At 56.8% G+C, this 19,772-nt stretch carries 17 protein-coding genes; 14 read left to right on the top strand and 3 right to left on the bottom strand.

Features of this window, described 5'->3' with window-relative positions; all coding sequences use genetic code 11:
* Positions 1-75: 75 nt before the first annotated feature.
* From JK199_RS06405 to JK199_RS06365, 9 genes are read left to right on the top strand one after another with little or no spacing between them, the layout of a single operon-like run.
* Positions 76-558, top strand: coding sequence for an MSMEG_0572/Sll0783 family nitrogen starvation response protein (locus tag JK199_RS06405; protein WP_077929872.1), 483 nt, complete (start codon positions 76-78; stop codon positions 556-558).
* A 23-nt stretch (positions 559-581) separates the two neighbouring features.
* Positions 582-1,556, top strand: coding sequence for a Nit6803 family nitrilase (locus JK199_RS06400; protein WP_212374619.1), 975 nt, complete (start codon positions 582-584; stop codon positions 1,554-1,556).
* Complete coding sequence (locus JK199_RS06395) at positions 1,553-2,662, top strand: MSMEG_0568 family radical SAM protein (RefSeq protein ID WP_212374618.1); 1,110 nt, start codon at positions 1,553-1,555, stop codon at positions 2,660-2,662. The genes JK199_RS06400 and JK199_RS06395 overlap by 4 nt, the downstream gene beginning before the upstream one ends.
* On the top strand, positions 2,659-3,222 hold the full coding sequence (locus JK199_RS06390; protein ID WP_212374617.1) for an MSMEG_0567/Sll0786 family nitrogen starvation N-acetyltransferase: 564 nt from the start codon (positions 2,659-2,661) through the stop codon (positions 3,220-3,222). The genes JK199_RS06395 and JK199_RS06390 overlap by 4 nt, the downstream gene beginning before the upstream one ends.
* Entirely contained in the window at positions 3,222-4,193 is a 972-nt protein-coding gene (locus JK199_RS06385; RefSeq protein WP_212374615.1) for a sll0787 family AIR synthase-like protein, read from the top strand. Before JK199_RS06390 ends, JK199_RS06385 begins: the two co-directional genes overlap by 1 nt.
* On the top strand, positions 4,190-5,356 hold the full coding sequence (locus tag JK199_RS06380; protein WP_212374613.1) for an MSMEG_0565 family glycosyltransferase: 1,167 nt from the start codon (positions 4,190-4,192) through the stop codon (positions 5,354-5,356). The genes JK199_RS06385 and JK199_RS06380 overlap by 4 nt, the downstream gene beginning before the upstream one ends.
* A 2-nt stretch (positions 5,357-5,358) precedes the next feature.
* Complete coding sequence (locus JK199_RS06375) at positions 5,359-5,646, top strand: MSMEG_0570 family nitrogen starvation response protein (protein ID WP_212374611.1); 288 nt, start codon at positions 5,359-5,361, stop codon at positions 5,644-5,646.
* 16 nt (positions 5,647-5,662) lie between these two features.
* Positions 5,663-6,910: an MSMEG_0569 family flavin-dependent oxidoreductase gene (locus tag JK199_RS06370; RefSeq protein ID WP_212374609.1), complete on the top strand. Its 1,248-nt coding sequence runs from the start codon at positions 5,663-5,665 to the stop codon at positions 6,908-6,910.
* A 15-nt stretch (positions 6,911-6,925) separates the two neighbouring features.
* A complete protein-coding gene (locus tag JK199_RS06365; protein WP_212374607.1) occupies positions 6,926-8,746 on the top strand; it encodes an AMP-binding protein in 1,821 nt (606 codons plus the stop codon).
* A 208-nt stretch (positions 8,747-8,954) separates the two neighbouring features.
* On the opposite strand, the gene JK199_RS06360 is transcribed toward JK199_RS06365, so the two are convergent.
* The 3 genes from JK199_RS06360 to JK199_RS06350 are packed head-to-tail and all read right to left on the bottom strand — an operon-like array spanning position 8,955 to position 14,783.
* The gene (locus JK199_RS06360; protein WP_342356294.1) at positions 8,955-10,424 is read right to left on the bottom strand and encodes an efflux transporter outer membrane subunit; all 1,470 of its coding nucleotides are present in this window, start codon (positions 10,422-10,424) and stop codon (positions 8,955-8,957) included.
* A gap of 2 nt (positions 10,425-10,426) precedes the next feature.
* A complete protein-coding gene (locus tag JK199_RS06355; RefSeq protein ID WP_212374605.1) occupies positions 10,427-11,602 on the bottom strand; it encodes an efflux RND transporter periplasmic adaptor subunit in 1,176 nt (391 codons plus the stop codon).
* A complete protein-coding gene (locus JK199_RS06350) occupies positions 11,592-14,783 on the bottom strand; it encodes an efflux RND transporter permease subunit (protein ID WP_212374602.1) in 3,192 nt (1,063 codons plus the stop codon). Before JK199_RS06350 ends, JK199_RS06355 begins: the two co-directional genes overlap by 11 nt.
* Before the next feature lie 339 nt (positions 14,784-15,122).
* On the opposite strand from JK199_RS06350, the gene JK199_RS06345 reads away from it, so the two are divergent.
* From JK199_RS06345 to JK199_RS06325, 5 genes are all read left to right on the top strand, one after another.
* Positions 15,123-16,034 (top strand): LysR family transcriptional regulator, encoded by a 912-nt coding sequence (locus JK199_RS06345; protein WP_212374600.1) that lies wholly within the window; start codon positions 15,123-15,125, stop codon positions 16,032-16,034.
* A gap of 109 nt (positions 16,035-16,143) precedes the next feature.
* Positions 16,144-16,926: a class I SAM-dependent methyltransferase gene (locus tag JK199_RS06340; RefSeq protein WP_212374598.1), complete on the top strand. Its 783-nt coding sequence runs from the start codon at positions 16,144-16,146 to the stop codon at positions 16,924-16,926.
* An 18-nt stretch (positions 16,927-16,944) separates the two neighbouring features.
* Complete coding sequence (locus JK199_RS06335; RefSeq protein ID WP_212374596.1) at positions 16,945-17,691, top strand: SDR family oxidoreductase; 747 nt, start codon at positions 16,945-16,947, stop codon at positions 17,689-17,691.
* Between the two features lie 388 nt (positions 17,692-18,079).
* On the top strand, positions 18,080-19,282 hold the full coding sequence (locus tag JK199_RS06330; RefSeq protein WP_342356293.1) for an MFS transporter: 1,203 nt from the start codon (positions 18,080-18,082) through the stop codon (positions 19,280-19,282).
* Between the two features lie 72 nt (positions 19,283-19,354).
* The gene (locus JK199_RS06325; RefSeq protein WP_212374593.1) at positions 19,355-19,750 is read left to right on the top strand and encodes a (R)-mandelonitrile lyase; all 396 of its coding nucleotides are present in this window, start codon (positions 19,355-19,357) and stop codon (positions 19,748-19,750) included.
* Positions 19,751-19,772 lie beyond the last annotated feature (22 nt).

Genomic DNA, 19,772 nt, shown 5'->3' with positions numbered 1-19,772 from the left:
CCCGTGTCAGGTTTCCCCCGGCGACACGCTCAACCGGCCTCCTTACCGGAGACGGTTGCACACGGGAGAAATATTATGCCGACAGTTGAACACACACCGCATAAAGATGGTGACTGCTTCGTCAATTATGAAAACAAGGTTTTCGAGGACGTCAAAGCCCAGCCCGGCGAAAAAGCCCTTATCACTTTTCATACCGTCGCGAATGAAGGTTCAGTCGGGTTTGTTAATCTGCTTCAGGCCACACGCCTGATCCGCAAGGGTTTTGAAACCTCTGTCCTGCTCTATGGGCCGGGTGTGACCCTTGGTGTGCAGCGCGGCTTTCCGCGTCTGGGAGATGAAGCGTTTCCGGGCCATATGAACTGCAACAAGCAGATTGCAAAAATCCTTGAAGAAGGCGGAAAAGTTTATGCCTGCCGCTTCGCACTTCAGGCACTTTATGGCTACGGCGAACAGAATCTGATCCCCGGCATTACCCCCATTAACCCGCAGGATGTGCTCGATATTATTCTGCTGGCCCGCCGTGACAACGCCTTTATCCTTAACACCTGGACTCTCTGAGAGCGGAAGGGAGGACCGTCGGCATGTCACGTATTGTTCGCGCCGCAGCGATCCAGATCAGCCCCGTCCTTGGAGACGATGGTCTGGGCACAGCACGGAAAGTCTGTCAGGCCATCCGCGATGCCGCGGAAAAAGGCGTGACGCTGGCGGTCTTTCCTGAAACTTTTGTGCCATATTACCCCTATTTTTCCTTTATCCAGCCAGCCTTCCGGTTTGGTGGCGAGCATCTGGAACTCTATGAGCGCGCCGTTATCATCCCCGGCCCGGTGACTGATATGGTCGCGGAAGCCGCACGGGATACCGGCATGGTTGTCGTGCTGGGTGTGAATGAGCGTGATTTTGGTACGCTCTACAACACGCAGATCATTTTTGATGCAACCGGCGAGATCCTGCTCAAGCGCCGCAAGATTACCCCAACCTATCATGAGCGGATGGTCTGGGGGCAGGGCGATGGAGCCGGACTCAAGGTTGTGCAGAGTGCCGCTGGCCGCATCGGTGCACTGGCATGCTGGGAACACTATAATCCGCTCGCCCGCTATGCACTGATGACCCAGCATGAGGAAATCCACTGCGCCCAGTTTCCCGGCTCACTGGTTGGTCAGATTTTTGCTGATCAGATGGACGTCACAATCCGTCACCACGCGCTGGAATCCGGTTGCTTTGTCGTCAACGCCACAGGGTGGCTCACGGACGAGCAGATCAAGGAGATTGCGCGCGACCCGGCACTGGAAGGACCTCTGCGCGGCGGGTGCTTTACAGCCATTGTCTCGCCAGAGGGCAAGTTTCTGGCCCCGCCTCTGACGGAAGGGGAAGGGATGGTCATTGCCGATCTCGACTTCGCGCTGATCACCAAACGCAAACGGATGATGGACAGCGTGGGGCATTACGCCCGGCCGGAACTGCTCAGCCTGCTTCAGGACCGGCGTCCGGCCCGCACTGTCCATTACGCGGGTGAAGAGGGGCCTTTCTCGGCCCCCAACGAGGAGATGGCACCATGACTGTTCCCACACTCGGCACTCTTTCCGGGCGTAAACTGGTGACTGATCTGCAATCTCTCGGCTTGCAGATTGGCGAGGCAACAGGCGGCATCTCCCGCAAGGGCGGTGCAGGTCCTTCAGACCACAAGACAATCACCATTGCCGGCCAGACTGTTATGGTCCCGGTTTATACCTCCGGAGCACGTCGTTCCCCTTTTCAGGCCAGTGCGCCAGACAAAAGCGGGGCCAGCACGTTGCTGCGGGACGGGCAAACGCTCGGGACGATTCATTTCCCGGCTGCCCCACGGTTTTATGGGCTGAAAACCGCCGATGGCATTCCATACTGGAAGATTGCTCTGCTGCACGGGCGGGATACTCTGGCGACCACGGTCCACCAGACCTGTATCCGTTATGCAGACCGGCGCACCTCCTGCCAGTTTTGCGCCATTGGTCAGTCTCTGGAAGCAGACCGGACAATTGCTTACAAAACACCGGCGCAACTCGCGGAAGTCGCGAAAGCCGCCGTTGAACTGGACGGCGTGCGCGATATGGTGCTGACAACCGGCACACCGAACGTAATTGATCGCGGGGCTGCTGTTCTGACTGAGTCCGCCCGCGCCATCCGGGCCGCTGTGGACCTGCCGCTTCAGGTCCAGTGTGAACCGCCACGTGATCATGGCTGGTTCCAGCGGCTGCGGGACGCCGGTGCAGACAGCCTTGGCATGCATCTTGAAGCCGCCACGCAGGCCGTGCGTGAGAAAATTATGCCCGGCAAAGCCACGGTAAGCGTTGATCGCTACATGGAGGCTTTTGCTGCTGCCGTGCCGATCTTTGGCCGTGGGCAGGTCAATACCTACATTCTGGCCGGTCTGGGTGATACAGCCCAGGACATTCTGGCGCTGGGGGAACGGCTGATCGCGCTCGGGGTCTACCCCTTTGTGGTGCCGTTTGTCCCTATTTCCGGAACGCCTCTGGAAAATCATGCAGCACCTTCGGCAGACTTCATGAAATCTGTTCTCGCTCCTCTCGGACGGATGCTGCGGGATGCAAACATGAAATCCACCGATATCCGGGCCGGGTGCGGCCGGTGTGGCGCATGCTCCTCTCTCTCAGCCTATGAACAATGAGCAGGGTACTTGAAGGCGTGGAAGACCGGCCTTTTATCCCCACGGAATATGTTGTGCGCCTTGCCCGCACACCATGGGAACGGGCCGGTTATCACGCGCTCCGCCGTGAAGTCTTCTGCCATGAACAGAAGATTTTTGCAGAAGACGACCGGGACGGGATTGATGAGGACGCCATTCCCATTATTGCAGCCTGCTGTATGGCAGGCATGCCCGACCGGATTGTCGGCGCAGTCCGTATCCATGAAGCGGAACCGGGCCTGTGGCGTGGCTCCCGTCTGGCCGTGCATGCCGAGCATCGTAAACTCGGACGGATCGGTGCTGAACTGATCCGCATGGCCGTCAGCACGGCGCATGGTCTGGGGGCGCAGCGCTTTCTGGCGCAGGTGCAGGAACAAAACGTGCTGTTCTTCCGGCGTCTGCACTGGAAAAGCCTTGGCGTCATAACGCTGCACGGCCTGCCGCATCATGACATGCAGGCGGATCTCGCACGGTATCCCGCACATGGTCAGGACCAGACCTGGCTGCTCCGCCCGCAACCCCGCACCAGACAGGTGGCGTAATGGCAGGGAAATTAGCCCGGTTGTTGCACGCCCTTCAGCAGAGTCACGCTCTTGCCGCCAAGCAGGACATTGCGGAAGCCGTCGCCATTCTCGGCCCGCAGGCGGGAAATGCCATTCGCCTTGGCGATGACTGCGCCGCGATTGAGGATGGGGACGGGTATCTCCTGCTGGCCAGCGAGGGCTTTCAGGACAGCTTCGTCCGCGCCATGCCGTGGTTTGCGGGCTATTGTGGCGTGATGGTCAATGTCAGCGATATTGCCGCCATGGGCGGACGGCCCGTGGCCGTTGTCGATGCCCTGTGGAGCGAGACATCCGAGGCAGCCAGAACCATCCTGACCGGCCTGCATGACGGCGCGCGCACCTATAACGTGCCGGTTTTGGGGGGGCATACCAATATGCGCAGCACCCATAACTCGCTTTCCGTCGCGGTTCTGGGGCGTGCCCGCCATCTGCTGACCAGCTTTGACGCACAGCCGGGTGAAGTCCTGATTGCCGTCATTGATCTGCGTGGCCGCTGGCACGACCCGCATCCGTTCTGGGATGCCAGTTCCGCCCTGTGCGGCACGGACGGCGTGGCCCGGCTGCGGGGGGATCTGGACCTTCTGCCCGGTATAGCTGAAGACGGGCTGAGCCGTGCTGCAAAAGATATCAGCATGGCCGGACTGCTCGGGACAGCTCTGATGCTGGCTGAATGTTCGGGCGTGGGCATGACCATCTCGCTTGATGATATTCCGCGCCCGGAGGATGCACCTATGGAACGCTGGCTATCCGCGTTCCCCAGTTACGGCTACCTGCTGACAGCCCGACCGGAGGACACCGAGGCGCTTATGGCCCGCTTCCGGTCCCGTGGCATTGCGACCGCCGTCATTGGCCAGTGCACCACCACCCAGCGTCTGGAGGTGACATGGGAGGGTGAGACAGAGCCCTTCTGGGATCTGGCCCGTAAGCCGCTTATGGGGTGTGCACCATGAAACTCTCCATTGGTATTCTGACGCATTCGACCAACCCGCGTGGCGGTGTCGTGCATGGTATGTCGCTGGCAGAAGCCCTGTGCGATGCCGGGCATGAGGCCACACTGATTGCACCGGACGAGACGGGCGCAGGCTTTTTTCGCACACCACGCTGCGCTACCCGCTACATCCCTGCGAGGCATGTGCCTGACCTGCCAACACTGGTCGAGCAGCGCATTGGCGAGATAAAAAATGCGCTGCGGCATGAGGCATCTTTTGATGTACTGCATGCTCAGGACCCGATCAGCGCCAACGCTCTGGCTGACTTGGTGGAAGAGGGACGGATACAGGGGTTTGCCCGCACGGTGCATCATCTGGACAGCTTTTCTCATACGGGTGTTGCTGCCCGTCAGACGCGCGGCCTGACGGCTGCGACCGAGCTTTTTACGGTCAGCCAGATCTGGAAAGAGACGCTGTTTGCTGAATACCGGCGTCATGCCCCTGTAGTGGGGAACGGCGTTGATCTGGCCCGCTTCTCTCCGGAAGAGGGACCGCAGGATCATGATCTCCGCGCCCGTTATGGGCTTCCGCAAAATGGCCGCCTCCTGCTCTCGGTCGGCGGGGTGGAGCGTCGTAAAAACACGCTTGTCCTGCTTCAGGCTTTTGATGCATTGCGGACGAATTATCCGGACCTGCATCTGGTGATTGCAGGAGGCGCATCTTTACTTGATCATTCTGCGTATCGCAGCCTTTTTGATGAGCATGTGCAGAGGCAGGGTCTGGCAAATGCCGTGACTGTCACAGGCCCGGTTGCGGACGCCGATATGCCCGCGTTCTATCGGCAGGCTGCGGTTCTGGCCTATCCCTCACAAACAGAAGGCTTTGGCCTGTGCCCGCTTGAGGCTCTGGCCTGCGGGACACCTGTTGTGGTTCCGGCCGCACCCCCTTTTACGGAGCATCTGCGGACACTTGAGGCGTTCTGGTGCCAGCCAGACCAGCCTGAGAGTCTTATCTGCACGCTGCATGACGCCTTAAATGCCCGGAATGCGGCCCGTTTTCAGGTCAGCGGGCCAGTTACAGCCTGTCGGTTTGACTGGCAGAACGTGGCCAGCAAACACCTGCCCGCATACCTGCGTCTGGCGGCATTACAGCACGCTGCTGCTCCAGCTTCAGGAGTTTTCTAACCATGCCCGAAATGATTTTTCGTGTGCGCTGGCCTGATGGACGGGAGACAGACTGTTATTCTCCCTCGCTGGTCATACGAGACTACTTCACGCCCGGTCAGGATTATTCAGTCCGGGAGTTTCTTGCAAAAGCCGACACAGCCCTGACGGAAGCCAGTGAACGCGTGCGCGCGCGGTATGGCTTTGCGTGCAGCCGCGCTCTGGGCCAGCGTGATGCCATTCAGCAGGCGTCTGCGGCTTTCCTCAACCAATCCGGTGCGCAGGTGCGCATCCTGTCTTTTAGTCTCTGAAACGAAGAGAAATCTCATGACACATACTGAGAAAACTATTCCCGTTATCATCGTAGGTGGCGGGCAGGCCGGTCTTTCAATGAGCTGGTATCTCTGCCGCGAGAAGGTAGAGCACATCGTTTTTGAAGCAAAAACTGCATGCCATGCATGGGATGATGAACGCTGGGACAATTTCTGTCTGGTCACACCGAACTGGCAGTGCGCACTCCCCGGCCATCCCTACACGGGAAAAGATCCGCATGGCTTTATGGTGAAGCAGGAAATTATAGAATACGTCGAAGGCTTTGTTGACTCATTCAATCCTCCTTTGCGTGAACACACAGCGGTAACCTCCATTACGCGCCATGAAAATGGAGGATATCGCGTTGTGGCGGGGAATGACGTATGGCACGCGGAGCATGTGGTGATCGCCTCAGGCGCATATCAGGATGCCGTGATTCCGGGTTATGCCAGCGCGATTGATACCAGCATTTATCAGGTGCACTCTCAGGATTACCGGAATGCGGCACAGCTTCCGGACGGTGCTGTGCTGGTGGTGGGCAGCGGCCAGTCCGGTGCGCAGATTGTCGAGGATCTGTTCCTTGAAAAACGCAAGGTTCATCTGAGCGTCGGCTCCGCGCCGCGCGTCTCGCGCTTCTATCGTGGGCGGGATGTTGTGGACTGGCTTGCAGACATGCAGTTTTATGACCTTACGGTGGAGAAGCACCCCTTGCGAGATGGCGCACGGGACAAGACCAACCATTACGTAACGGGCCGGAATGGCGGCCATGACCTTGATCTGCGTCTTTTTGCAAAAGAGGGCGTTGGGCTGCATGGCACGCTGAAGACAATCCGTGACGACGTGGCGCAGTTTGCACCTGATCTGACGGAAAATCTTGATGATGCCGACAAAACCAATGCCGACATCAAAAAATCCATTGATGCCTATATCACCCGTGAAGGTATCAATGCTCCGGAGGAAGCCCCTTACGTGCCGGTCTGGCAGCCTGATGGCAGTAACACGCCGCTGGACCTGAAAGCCGCCGGTATTACGGCAATTATCTGGTGCATTGGGTTTCGGCCAGATTACCGCTGGATTGACGTGCCGGTCTTTAACGGCGCCACCAAGCCAGTCTGGCGACGGGGCGTAACGGATGCGCCGGGGTTCTACTTCCTTGGGCTTCCCTGGCTCCACACGTGGGGATCGGGGCGCTTCTCCGGCATCTCACGGGATGCCGCGTGGCTGGCCAGCCAGATCACCGGCAAAGATGTGCCTGTAGCCTGAGCGAAGGACGCCGCCATGCTGCCATGGACCACATATGACGCGATGTCTGCTGCGGCGACAGATCAGCCAGAAACATTCTGGCTGAAGGCCGCCCGGCGCATTACGTGGGAGCAGGCCCCGCTGAGCGCATGCCGGGCACGGGCGGACGGCTGGCATGACTGGTTTCCTGATGCCACGCTCAACACCTGCCATAATGCGGTGGATCGGCATGTTGAGGCCGGGCGAGGGGAGCAGGCGGCCCTGATCTGGCATTCCTGCGCCACAAAGGAACGCCAGAGCGTCACCTACCGGATGCTTCAGAGCAGGGTAGCCGGATTTGCCGGTGGCCTGCGCTCACTCGGGGTGCGAAAAGGCGACCGGGTGCTGATCGCCATGCCGGGCATGATTGAGACAGTTGTCGCCATGCTGGCCTGCGCACGGATTGGTGCGGTCCATGTGGTCGTCTTTGCTGGTTATGCCGGGCCTGAACTGGCCAGCCGGATTGAGGATGTGACGCCTAAGGTTGTCATTATCGCCAGTTGCAGCTTTCAGCGACAGACTGTGATCCCCTCGGCACCAGTTCTGCATGAAGCCCTTGCTATTGCGGCGCACAGACCGCAGGCCTGCATCATTGTCCAACGTGATGCCTGTCCGGCTGTGCTTCTGCCAATGCGCGATCATGATTTTCACGCGCTGGAACGCGCGGCACCTGTAGCCCCCGTCATGCTCAGGGCGCAGGACCCACTTTATATTCTGCATACATCTGGAACAACCGGACGATCGAAAGGGATTGTCAGGGACAATGGCGGCCACGCCGTAGCGCTCGCTTTGTCCATGGACCTGATTTATGGCTGCAAAGCCGGAGAGACTTTTTTCACCACATCAGACCTTGGGTGGGTGGTGGGTCATTCTTATGGTGTTTATGCTCCGCTGATCAGCGGTTGCACCAGCGTCATTGTGGAAGGCAGTGTGTCTGCCTCCGCCATGCGCATTCTCTGCCATGACCATGAGGTGAGGTGCCTGTTCACCACACCGACGCAGATGCGGCTTATGCGGCAGGAAAGCCGCCATCTCTCATGCGCCAACCTGCCAGCACTGGCCCGCGTCTTTGTGGCCGGAGAGTATGCGGACCCGACATTGCTGGACTGGGCGCGGTCCCACTTCCAGAAACCCGTTGTAAACCACTGGTGGCAGACTGAAACCGGGTGGAGTATCACCGCGCATTTCTTTGGCCTGCCGGAGCAGGAGCCAGCCTCACTTATGAACGAAATCGGACGGCCAGCGCCGGGGTTTCGCCCGGCGATTGTGCGGTCACGGCCTGATGAACCTTGTGGAGAAATTGTTTTATCCCTGCCGCTGCCGCCCGGTTGTCTGGCCGGGATGTGGAAAGACGGGGCTGTCCGTGCGCCGGCAAACTATCTTGATGAAACAGGCCAGTATTACCGGACTTTTGACGAAGGGATGATTGACGACGACCACGTCATTCATATGCGGGGGCGTTCTGATGATGTTATCAAGGTTGCGGGGCGGCGGATTTCAGGCGTTCAGATTGAAAAAATCATTGCCACGGAGGCTGGTGTTCATAGTTGTGCCGTGATCGCGGTTCCTGATGGCCTCAGAGGCGAACGACCGGTCGCTTATGTCGTGCCGGATACTGGTTTTAATATAGCCCCTTCTGCTGAAAAGATTATCCGTCAGGTGCATCAGGCGCTTGGCCGATGGGTCGGCCTCAGGGAGGTTCGTTTTGTGGAACGGCTACCAACCACAGTCTCCGGAAAAATTATCCGGAAGGCCTTGACCCTTACGTCTGAGACAAAAGAGACAAGACAAGGTTCTGCACAAACCGTTCTGTCATAGAATTGCGTCATGTAGGGTGATGAAGTGCGGTTAAAGAGAGACCCGCACGTAGAATTTTTGGAGGAGCAACTGCAACAAGCCTCAGGCACCCCCCTCAGGAATGTCTTAATCACGAGGCAGGAAGGCGAGGGGAGAAATGCCAGTTCTCATTTCTCCGCCTGTCGCAGGCTCAGATGGTCCGTTTTGAAGGGTTTGTCTGGTTCAACATTTACAGAACATGCTCAGACAGAGAGGTGCTGCGCGGGGGCAGGTGCTCCCCCCAGCCGCCTCCCAGCGCTTTATAGAGGGTAATGCTGTTGGACATGGTCTGAAGCTGGGTCGTAATGGCTGCCAGTTCGGCGGTATACCAGCCTCTCTGAGCAATCAGCGTGGCCAGATAGGGGTCATATCCTGCTTTAAACCTCTGCAAAGCCAGTGTGTATTGCCGCTGTGTGGCAGAAACTGACGCCTGCTGGGCTGTAAGCTGCTTGATAAACGTCTCCCGCCCGGCCAGAGCGTCCGCGACTTCCCGAAACGCGGACTGGATCGTGCGTTCGTAGCGCGCCACGTCTTCTCGTTTGCGGGCATGGGCCTGCTTGAGCTGGGCTGTCAGACGGCCCGCGTCAAAAAGTGGCAGGGTAATCTGCGGTGCGACGTTCCATGCGCCCATGCCGCTCTGGAAGAGGCGGGTAATATTGTTGCTTGCGGTACCATTGGCCGCCGTGATCTGGATTTTTGGAAAGAACTCGGCCCGCGCTGCACCAATATCGTCATTGGCAGCACGCAACTCACCTTCCGACGCCGCAATATCCGGCCGCCGGGCAATCATGTCAGACGGCAATCCTTCCGGCACATCCGGGAACGCGACAACGGCGTTCAGAGAAGCTTTGGTGCTCATGGACTGCATGGTTGCCTCCGGGAGCGGAGAACCAACCAGAAGCGTTAGCTGATCAAGAGCCTCTGCGCGCTGGCGTGTGTAGAGTTGCAGATTGGTTTCGGCATCATGCAGAGCAGCTTCGGCTTCCGCGACATCAAGTTGCGTGCCGGTGCCGACATCCGCCGTCTGTTTTACCAGAATATATGTATGCTGCCTGTTGGCCAGAACAGCCTGTGTCACGGCAAGCGCCTGAGTATTGGCCACCCAGTTCAGCATGGCCGTCGCGACACTGGATATAATGCTCAGCCTCATGACCTGCTGATTGAAAGCACTGGCCATATACCGGTCGAACGAGGCTCTGGAGGCGCTCCGGATGCGGCCCCACAGGTCCACTTCATAGGCGGAAACACCAAACCCTACGGCATATTGACGCATGTAAATCGGTTCATCTGTGCGGGAGAGGCTCCAGATATGCGAATTCATTTTCTGGATATTGGCGCCCGCAGTGCCGTTTAGTGTCGGAAAAAGAGCGGCGTTTTCAATATCAAACTGGGAGCTTGCTGCCGCCGTCTGCTGCTGGGCAATACGCAGATCCCTGTTATTTTCCAGCGCACGCGCAATGAGGCTCTGCATGACGGGGTCCCGATAGAAAGACCGCCAGTCTTGCAGGAGAGCGGATGCGTCCTGCCCGGAAGTACCAGTGCTCTGCCCCTGTGGCCAGACGGATGCAACAGGGGCCTCTGGCTTATGATAGTTTGGAATCATGGTGCAGCCGCCCAGAAGTGCAAGCAGCGCCATGCCGTATGCAGAAGAAGACCGCACGATCAGAGCACTTTCAAAGATTTGTCGAGTTGCGGCGCGACTATGCTGCCTGCATGCAAAGCGGACGGGGGATGCACCACAAGCTGGCTGCCATCGGGCAGGCCATCCAGAATTTCCAGATGATCGCCATAGTCCCGGCCGATCTTGACCTTGCGAACCGCAATTTTATTGTCAGCTTCGACAGTTTCAACAGACAGCCCATCAGCCTCATAATTGAGGGCTTCTGAGGGAACCATAATAACGGGGGCCGCCCGTGGCAGGTTAAAATGGATTTCCGCATAGAGCCCGGCTGTCAGGCGATTATCGTGATTATCAATTTCTATCTCGACGGGTAGCATACGACTCCCCTGTTCCAGCGCGTGCCCTGTCCGCGTGACCGTACCCTTAAAAATCTGTCCGGGCCGTTCCGGCACACTCATACTGGCTGGTTCCCCAACCTTGAGTGTCAGAGCCGCATCCTGTGGAACATGCACCCGCACCCGCAGACGATCCGTGCGGGTCACGACAAAGAGCGGACGCGCTGTGCTATCGGCGCTCACCAGATCCCCGGCTTCCACGGCCCTGCCTGTCACTACGCCGTCATAAGGTGCGGTAATGCTCGTGTAGGCCTGACGTTGCGCGGTTTCAGCCAGCACGGCATCAGCGGCTTTCTGTTCCGCCTGCCGGACATTTTGTGTCAGACGGTCCACATCGAAATTCTGTTTGCTGACAGCCCCACCGCCGACAAGTCCGCCGGACCGCCGAGCGGTAATCTGCGCCAGAGCCAGATTGGCGCGAGCCTGCGCCAGTGTGGCCTGCGCCTGCTCAACACGGTGATCGAGTTCCGGCGCACGGATAATCGCCAGAACCTGTCCGGCCTGCACAGGAGTTCCAATATCCACAAACCGCTTGTCGATATAGCCCGAGGCGCGGGCCCCAATGGGTGTTGTCTCAATCCCCACTGTCTCGCCCGGCAGGTCTAGCGACAAAGGTTGTGTCGAAGCACGCGCGATCATGGTCCGCACATCCGGAACCTGCTGGTCGCGTTCTCTGGCCGTTGCCGTGACCGCGTGTGCGCGTTCGACATGGGTATAAACGCCATAACCAACTGCGACGATAACAGCCAGTCCGGCAACAAGGCCGGTGGAAAGCCGCCTGCGTTCGTGGCCAGAGTGAGACATGACAGGATCAGACGACATTCTCATATTCCTCAAGCATGCGGGATTCACGACGGCGCAAACGGCTGTAGAGCCAGGGGACAACAAAAAGCGTGGTGCAGGTGCCAATCATCAGCCCACCAATCACGGCGCGGCCCAGAGGCGCGTTCTGCTCACCGCCGTCTCCGAGGCCCAGCGACATCGGCAGCATGCCGATCACCATCGCAAGGGACGTCATTAAAATTGGTCTCAGACGTTCCCGCCCGGCTTCCATCGCTGCCTCCATGGCGGTCATGCCATGGGCACGACTTTCCTTGGCGAAGGTGACGAGCAGGATGGAATTGGCACTTGCCACGCCCACGCTCATGATCGCCCCCATGAGTGAAGGCACGGAGAAGGTTGTCCCCGTGACGAAAAGCATGAGAACGATGCCGCACATGGCGCCCGGCAGACCCAGTATGACAACCAGCGGGTCCATGAAGGACTGGAAGTTCACGACCATCAGCAGATAGACCGCAATGGCCGCTATCAGCAGACCCAGTTCGAGCCGCGTGAACGAGGTGTTCATGCTGTCAATCTGCCCTGCCACCTCGATGTTGTTGCCGGGTTTCAAATCGCCTTTATGACGCGCGACGATCCGCCCGATATCCCGCGCAATGCTCCCGAGGTCACGATCCTCGGCGCTGGCGTCGATATCCAGAACCGGCTGGATGTTGCTGTGTGAAATCACGTCAGGCGCTACCGTGCGTTCAATGGTCGCCACATTCCGCAAAAGGGTCGGGATTGCGGCCGCCTGTGATGCATTCCCTGCCACCACCAGCTTGCCCAGATCATCAACGGTATTGACCTGATATTGCGGTGTCTGCACGGCAACCGGGTAAAGCGTTCCCATCTGCGGATCGGGCCAGAAGTTCGGCGTGACGGTGTTGGAGGACGCCTGCGAGACCATGACGCTACGGGCTACATCGTTCAGAACGAGATTGAGGTCCTGTGCCCGTTCACGGTCGATCGACACGTTCAGGGCAGGGGCTGCAAGCTGCTGGTGCAGATGCACATCCACCAGACCACGCACATGCCGCATGTCCTTCATGATCTTGCCCATAACCACGCGGTTATTCGCCTGATCGTAGCCTGTGATCCGCACATCAATCTGGGATGTCAGACCAAAATTCAGGATCTGCGTCACCATGTCGGCGGGCTGGAAATAGAACACGACATCAGGGAAACGCTTGGCCAGAACCGTGCGCAGACGGCTGATATACTCCGCTGTCGGACGATGCTTTTCTTTGAGCGCCACCATGATCTGCCCGTCATTCGGGCCGATGGTTGAGCCATCATCAAGGGGCATGGAATAACGGAAGGGGATACCGATATCATCGAGCACAAGCTCGCGCTCATTCTTGGGAACAACTTCGCGAATGGTATCTTCAACCTGATCGAAAATTCGTTCGGTGGTCTCAATCCGCGTGCCTGCAGGTGCGCGAACATGGAGTTTGAACTCGCCGGCATCAATAACCGGGAAGAAGTCTTGCCCCACCTGCGTTGCAAGAAGCACCGCGCCCAGAACAAAGATGCCGCCCAGGGCCGGAACTTTCCACGCGCTGTTCAGAAGGCCAGACAACGTCTTTTCATAACCGTTCCGAAGGCGCTCGAACCGGGCATCAAATTTCGCGCCGAACCGTTCAAAAATCGTGGGGGGCTTTCCAGCTTCTTCACGGCGCTTTTTGGCCTGTTCTTCGGAGCGCAGCAGAAGAGCCGCAAAAATCGGCACCAGAGTCCGGCTGATGACGTAGGAGGCCAGCATCGCATACACAACGGCCAGCGCCATAGGCGTGAACAAGAAGCGTGATGGTCCGGTCAGGAATTCCACAGATACAAACACACAGGAAATAGCCAGTGTGGACACCAGTGTCGGCAGGGCAATGCCCGCAGCACCATCCAGCACGGCTTTGCGCAGTTCAGTCCCGTCATGATGCAGACGGTGGATGTTCTCGATCGTGACTGTCGCATCATCGACCAGAATGCCCACGGCTAGTGCGAGGCCGCCCAGTGTCATGAGATTGAGCGTCTCTCCGGTAGCAGAGAGAATGGCGATGGAAGACAGGATCGCGAGTGGGATGGAGACTGCCACAATCAGCGTGGAACGCCAGCTTGCCAGAAAGGCAAGGATCATGGCGGCTGTCAGCAGACCGGCAATCACGGCTTCAGACGCCACGCCTTTGATGGCAGCTTTCACAAACAGGGACTGATCGAACAGTTCGTCAATCTTCATGCCCGGAGGCGCTGCGGCGCGTGAGATGGGCAGAACCGTGTCTCGCATGGCGTTCACAACCGCCAGTGTGGACGCATTCCCGGCTTTCATGATCCGCAGCAGGACCGAGCGCTGCCCTTCACGGCGCACCACGTTATGCTGCACCTCCCAGCCGTCACGGACCTGCGCGACATCGCGGATGCGGATGATAGCACCGGTATTCGGGTCTTTGCGCAGCGGAATGTTGTTGAGCTGCTTTGAAAAATACGGGATGCCGTTCATCTGGATGTTGTATTGAGACGGCCCGAATTTCACCGTGCCACCCGGAAGTGTCAGGTTCTGGGCGTTGATGGCGTTGGAGACATCCAGCGGGCTGATTTTCATGGCCTGCAACTTGGTCGGATCAATATCGACCATGATCTGGCGGATCTTGCCGCCATGCGGCGGGGGCAGGAGCGTACCGGGAACAGGCGCCATCTGCTGCCGCAGACGATACACGCCATAATCGTACAGTTCGCTTTCCGTCAGCTTGTCAGAAGACAGGGAAAGCTGGAGAACAGCCACGCTGGAGGCGCTGTATTGCATGATAATGGGGGGCTGCACGCCCGGTGGGAGCTGGGCACGGATGGATTGCGTGGCGGCAACGGTCTGCCCGAGAGCGACCCCGATATCCACTCCCGGCTGGAAATACAGCTTTTGAAGCACAAGACCGGGTGTGGTCTGGCTTTCAATCGTCCGCAGATTATTGACGAAAAAGCTGTGAGAAAACTCTGTATAGGTACTAATGCGTTTTTCGGTTTCCGGTGCAGACAGACCATCATAGTACCACACGACGGTAATGACCGGAATGTCGATATTGGGAAAAATATCAGTGGGCGTTCTGAAAATAGCAGAAACACCAAGAAGAAGAACTAAGATCGCCCCTACAATAAATGTATAGGGTTTCCGGAGTGCGAGACCAACAATACCCATAAACTGGCGATTTCCTCTTTTCGCATCAGGATCGTATTAAGTTCTTTTGAAGTTTGTGAGTCGTATCGCCCAGCGTCTGAAAACTTTTGGGGTAAACAACAGACATGATCATAAAAGATCTCTGATCGATACGACTAGATGCTATATTCTGAACATGCTGATGAGTTTTTTTCATCAATAAGGGGACACATAAGGCGCACCATGAGGGCGTTATCGCCCCGAACGAAACCTGAAAATCATCCGTTTTTTAAGCACGCCAGAGTGAGGTGAGCGGTATCTCGACGCAGGAAGGCATTTTGCTTAAAATAATAGAAGCTTAGTGATGAAGAGGGCTCATAGATGTCACGCGAGAACCTGAATGACCTGCTCGCGTTTCTGGCGGTTGCGCGCGAGCGCAGCTTTACACGAGCGGCCGCAAAGCTGGGGGTCTCACAATCTGCGCTGAGCCATACAATCCGGCTTCTGGAGGAACGCCTTGGCCTGCGTTTGCTGACACGCACCACACGTAGCGTCACGCCCACAAATGCTGGGGACTACCTCATTCGCAATATTGGTCCGCATTTTGACCAGATTGAAACCCAGATCGCGGCTCTGGGGCAGTTGCGGGGGCAGCCGAGCGGGATGATCCGCCTGACCGCCCCTGATGATGTAATTGCCTATATTCTTCGCCCAAGGATTGAGGCGTTCCTTAAAAAATATCCGGATGTGAAAATTGAGATCAGTGCGGACCTCAAACTCGTGGATATTGCTGCCGAGCGCTTTGATGCCGGGATCAGGCTCGGGGAGCAGGTGACCAAGGAAATGACCTCGATACCACTCACACCGGATATCCGCTTTGTCGTGGTTGGTACAAAATCGTATTTCAGGAAAAACCCTAAGCCAAAGGTACCGTCTGACCTGCTGAAGCATCGGTGCATCACCATGCGCCTGCCTACTTATGGCGGTATTTATGCGTGGGAATTTGAGAAAAATGGTCGGGATCTTAAAGTTCGTGTCGATGGACCTCTGATCTTCAACAGTATTTTCCCGGTACGGGATGCCTGTCTGGATGGGCTGGGGCTTGCACACATGCCGGAAATAGTTGCAGAAAAATTTATTGCCGATGGGCGGTTGGTCAAAGTGCTTGAAGACTGGTGCCCATACTGGACCGGATATCACCTTTGCTTTCCGCACCACCACCAGAATACGATGCCTTTTGCGCTGTTTGTAGAAGAAATGCGGCAAACCCCGCTGCATGCTTCGCATTCATGAGTAAAATGGAAGAGCGTATGCAGCCTGAAGGGGCTAATCATAAACGTGCTGAGACCCTACATAATGAGCCTGTGTGATTTTTGCGCAGAAGCTGAGTGAAAGAAACATCATGAAAGCGGTTTATCCTCTCGCCTGTGCGGTTTCCATGATTGTATCAGGAAACGCCCTCGCGGCCCCGACGCTGGAACAGTCAGTTCACGCAACAACGCGGGATGCGCGCTTTGTCGCCCGTGACCAGATCCGGCACCCTCTGGAGGAATTACAGTTCTTTGGCCTGCGTCCGGACGCAAATGTTATCGAGATCTGGCCCGGCGGGGGTTACTGGACGCAGATCCTCGCCCCGTATCTGCATGAAAAAGGCGCTTACACTCTGGCCCTCGGACGAGAAGATCAGGCTGGTTCCGCGTTTAGTAAAATGATGGAAGCGCATCCTGAGCTTAAGGGCACCTTTAAGACCACACAGTTTGACGGAGACCATCTCGATTTTGCGCCGCCCAACAGCGCAGATTTCGTTCTGACCTTCCGAAACATCCACAACTGGATGGAAGCCGGGAATGCGCCACAGATGCTTGCGGCCATTCACCGGGTTCTGAAAACTGGCGGAATCTTTGGTGTTGAAGATCACCGCGGACATACCAATGCTCCGCAGGACCCGCATGCGGAGGACGGATACGTCCGTCAGCCTTATGCCATTGCCCTGATTGAAAAGGCAGGATTCCGGCTGGTTGGCTCCTCAGAAATCAATGCCAACCCGCGTGATACAGCCAACTGGCCCAAAGGGGTCTGGACCCTGCCGCCAACCTTCGCTCTCGGGGATAAAGATCGCGCCAAATATGCTGCGATCGGTGAGGGAGACAATTTTGTTCTCAAGTTCGAAAAAACTGACCACTAATAAAGACGGAGCCAGATTATGAGTAACCTTGTTGCAAACAAGATCGTCGTTATCACAGGGGCAAGCAGCGGACTGGGGGCAGAAGCAGCCCGGCATCTTGCAGAACTAGGCGCTACAGTTGTGCTGGGTGCTCGCCGCGAAGAACGGATTAAAACCCTTGCAGATGCTATTACCGCCAAAGGTGGCAAAGCGCTGGCGGTTGAAACGGATGTGACAGACCGGGCGTCTGTTCAGACACTTGTGGATACGGCAGTTAAGACTTATGGCCGGATTGACGTCCTGCTGAACAATGCAGGGGTCATGCCGCTCTCTCCGCTTGAAAAACTGCGGGTTGATGAATGGGACCTGATGATTGATGTGAACATCAAAGGGGTTCTGTATGGTATTGCTGCCGCTCTTCCTCATATGAAGGTCCAGAAAAGCGGCCAGATTATTAATGTCTCTTCTGTGGCCGGGCATCGTGTTCTTGAAAACAGTGCTGTTTATTCCGCCACAAAATTTGCTGTTCGGGCGCTCTCAGAAGGGCTGCGGGCAGAAGTAAAGCCTTATAACCTGCGCACCACCGTGATTTCACCGGGCGCGGTTCAGTCTGAACTGCTCAACGGTATCCATGATGAAGCAACAGCGGAACAACTCCGGAGTGTTGTGCCCGGTTTTGCGATCGGGGCGGACTCTTTTGCCCGATGTGTTGCGTTTGCAATCAGCCAGCCGGAAGATGTTGATATCAACGAAATTCTTTTCCGGCCAACACGTCAGACCGTCTGAGTTTTTCAGGCTCGACGTTCTTAAAAATAACGGGTTATGCCTTCTTGAACAGGCATAACCCGCCTGTTTCATTCTCCAAAAAATCCCTTGCACAGCCTAAGCAACGCAAGAACGGCGCTCTGCCGGTTTCTCTGATTTACGCACGTTCACAAGTCACAAGACTCTAAAGCGCTCATTCATGAGAATGGCTCATGACGATGCTCGTATTATTGGGTCTAGTCCCGCGCCCCCTTGTTTCTTATGGTTAAGAGCGAAGCAGGTCATGCGACATTGGCAACACAAAACTTCGTGCCGTGAACGGTTAATTACTGAACAACTTTGTCTGGCGATGTGCCTGAAATGGCAAATGACCAGCTATGACTATAAAATATCGTAATAACGAGGCGGAATGGACACAACTTCTTACACGGGTCCCGACACAACTTCGGGCGTAAACACGCAGCCCGGATCATGGGGGGCAGTGCTGGCCATGTCTCTTGGAGCCTTTGCGCTCGTTGCCTCGGAATTCATGCCTGTCAGCCTTCTGACGCCAATTGCGGCCGATCTCCATATTACGGAAGGGCAGGCCGGACAGGCCATCTCGGTGTCCGGTGCTTTTGCTGTCCTGACCAGCTTGTTCATTTCCTCACTTGCCAAGGGCCTGAATCGCAAAACGCTGCTACTCACCCTTATCGGCATGATGATTATATCAGGGACTGTTGTCGCTCTTGCGCCCAACTATATCATTTTCATGCTTGGGCGCGCGATGATTGGTGTTGTTATCGGCGGTTTCTGGTCCATGTCCGCGGCCACGGCCATGCGGCTGGTAGAAGAGCATCATGTACCACGGGCACTGGCTATTCTGAATGGTGGAAACGCTCTGGCGACGGTGATTGCCGCTCCGGCTGGCAGCTTTCTCGGCAGCCTGATTGGCTGGCGTGGCGCGTTTTTCTGCGTGGTTCCTGTGGCGGTTCTTGTTCTGGTCTGGCAGCTTATCAGCCTTCCATCCATGCCCAGTGAACGCACGCCGCACTCTGCAAGTGTTTTTGCGTTGCTGAGGCGACCGAGTGTGACATTCGGCATGGCGGCCGTCAGCCTGTTTTTTATGGGTCAGTTTACATTATTCACATATGTCCGGCCGTTTCTTGAGACAGTCGCGCATGTGAATGTCTCCACGCTGTCCTTTATCCTGCTGTTAATGGGACTGTCCGGCTTTATCGGCACTGTGCTGATCGGGGGTCTGCTAAAAACCAGCGTTTATCCTGTTCTGATTTCCATCCCGATCGTGATGGCATTTCTGGCTATGGGCCTGATTGCTTTTGGACAATCGACTATTATGTGCGCTGTCATACTGGCCGCATGGGGGCTGTTTTCAACCTCAGCACCCGTAGGGTGGTGGACCTGGCTGGCCAGAACGCTCCCGCGGGATGCGGAAGCGGGCGGAGGCCTTATGGTCGCGGTCGTCCAGCTTGCCATTACGCTTGGCGCAACCTGTGGCGGCATTCTGTTCGACGGCATAGGATATCAGGCCACGTTTACCGCGAGTGCCTGTGTCCTCGGCATCGCTGCACTTCTGGCTTTTGTGACACAGCGGTTAACCCGCCAGCCATGACTCTTTTGGATATTCAGAGAGACTATCCAGACTAACACGACATTTCCGGACGATATAACAGGAGTATTTATCATGGATATTAAACGCGTTGGGTCACAACCCTCTGCTATCGGTCCGTCTGACTGGTTTACCGGGACCGTGCGCATTGATCCTTTGTTCAATCCGCCGGAGCCTGCACAGGTCACCACGGCTCTTGTCACGTTTGAACCGGGTGCGCGGACAGCCTGGCATACACACCCACTTGGACAAACCCTTATTGTGACGGCTGGATGTGGATGGGTGCAACGTGAAGGCGGCCCTGTTCAGGAAATCCATCCCGGTGATACGGTCTGGTTTGCGCCGGGGGAAAAGCACTGGCATGGCGCGACAGCAACTACAGCCATGAGCCACATTGCCATTCAGGAAAAACTGAATGGATCTCCGGTTGACTGGCTGGAACAGGTGTCTGACGCACAGTATGGCGGGTGAAACAGTGCGGTCTGTCATGCTG

This window comes from Acetobacter persici (assembly GCF_018256955.1).
GTDB lineage: Bacteria > Pseudomonadota > Alphaproteobacteria > Acetobacterales > Acetobacteraceae > Acetobacter > Acetobacter persici.
The sequence above is the reverse complement of the archived record's forward strand: the minus strand, read 5'-3'. Positions and strand labels throughout refer to the sequence as shown.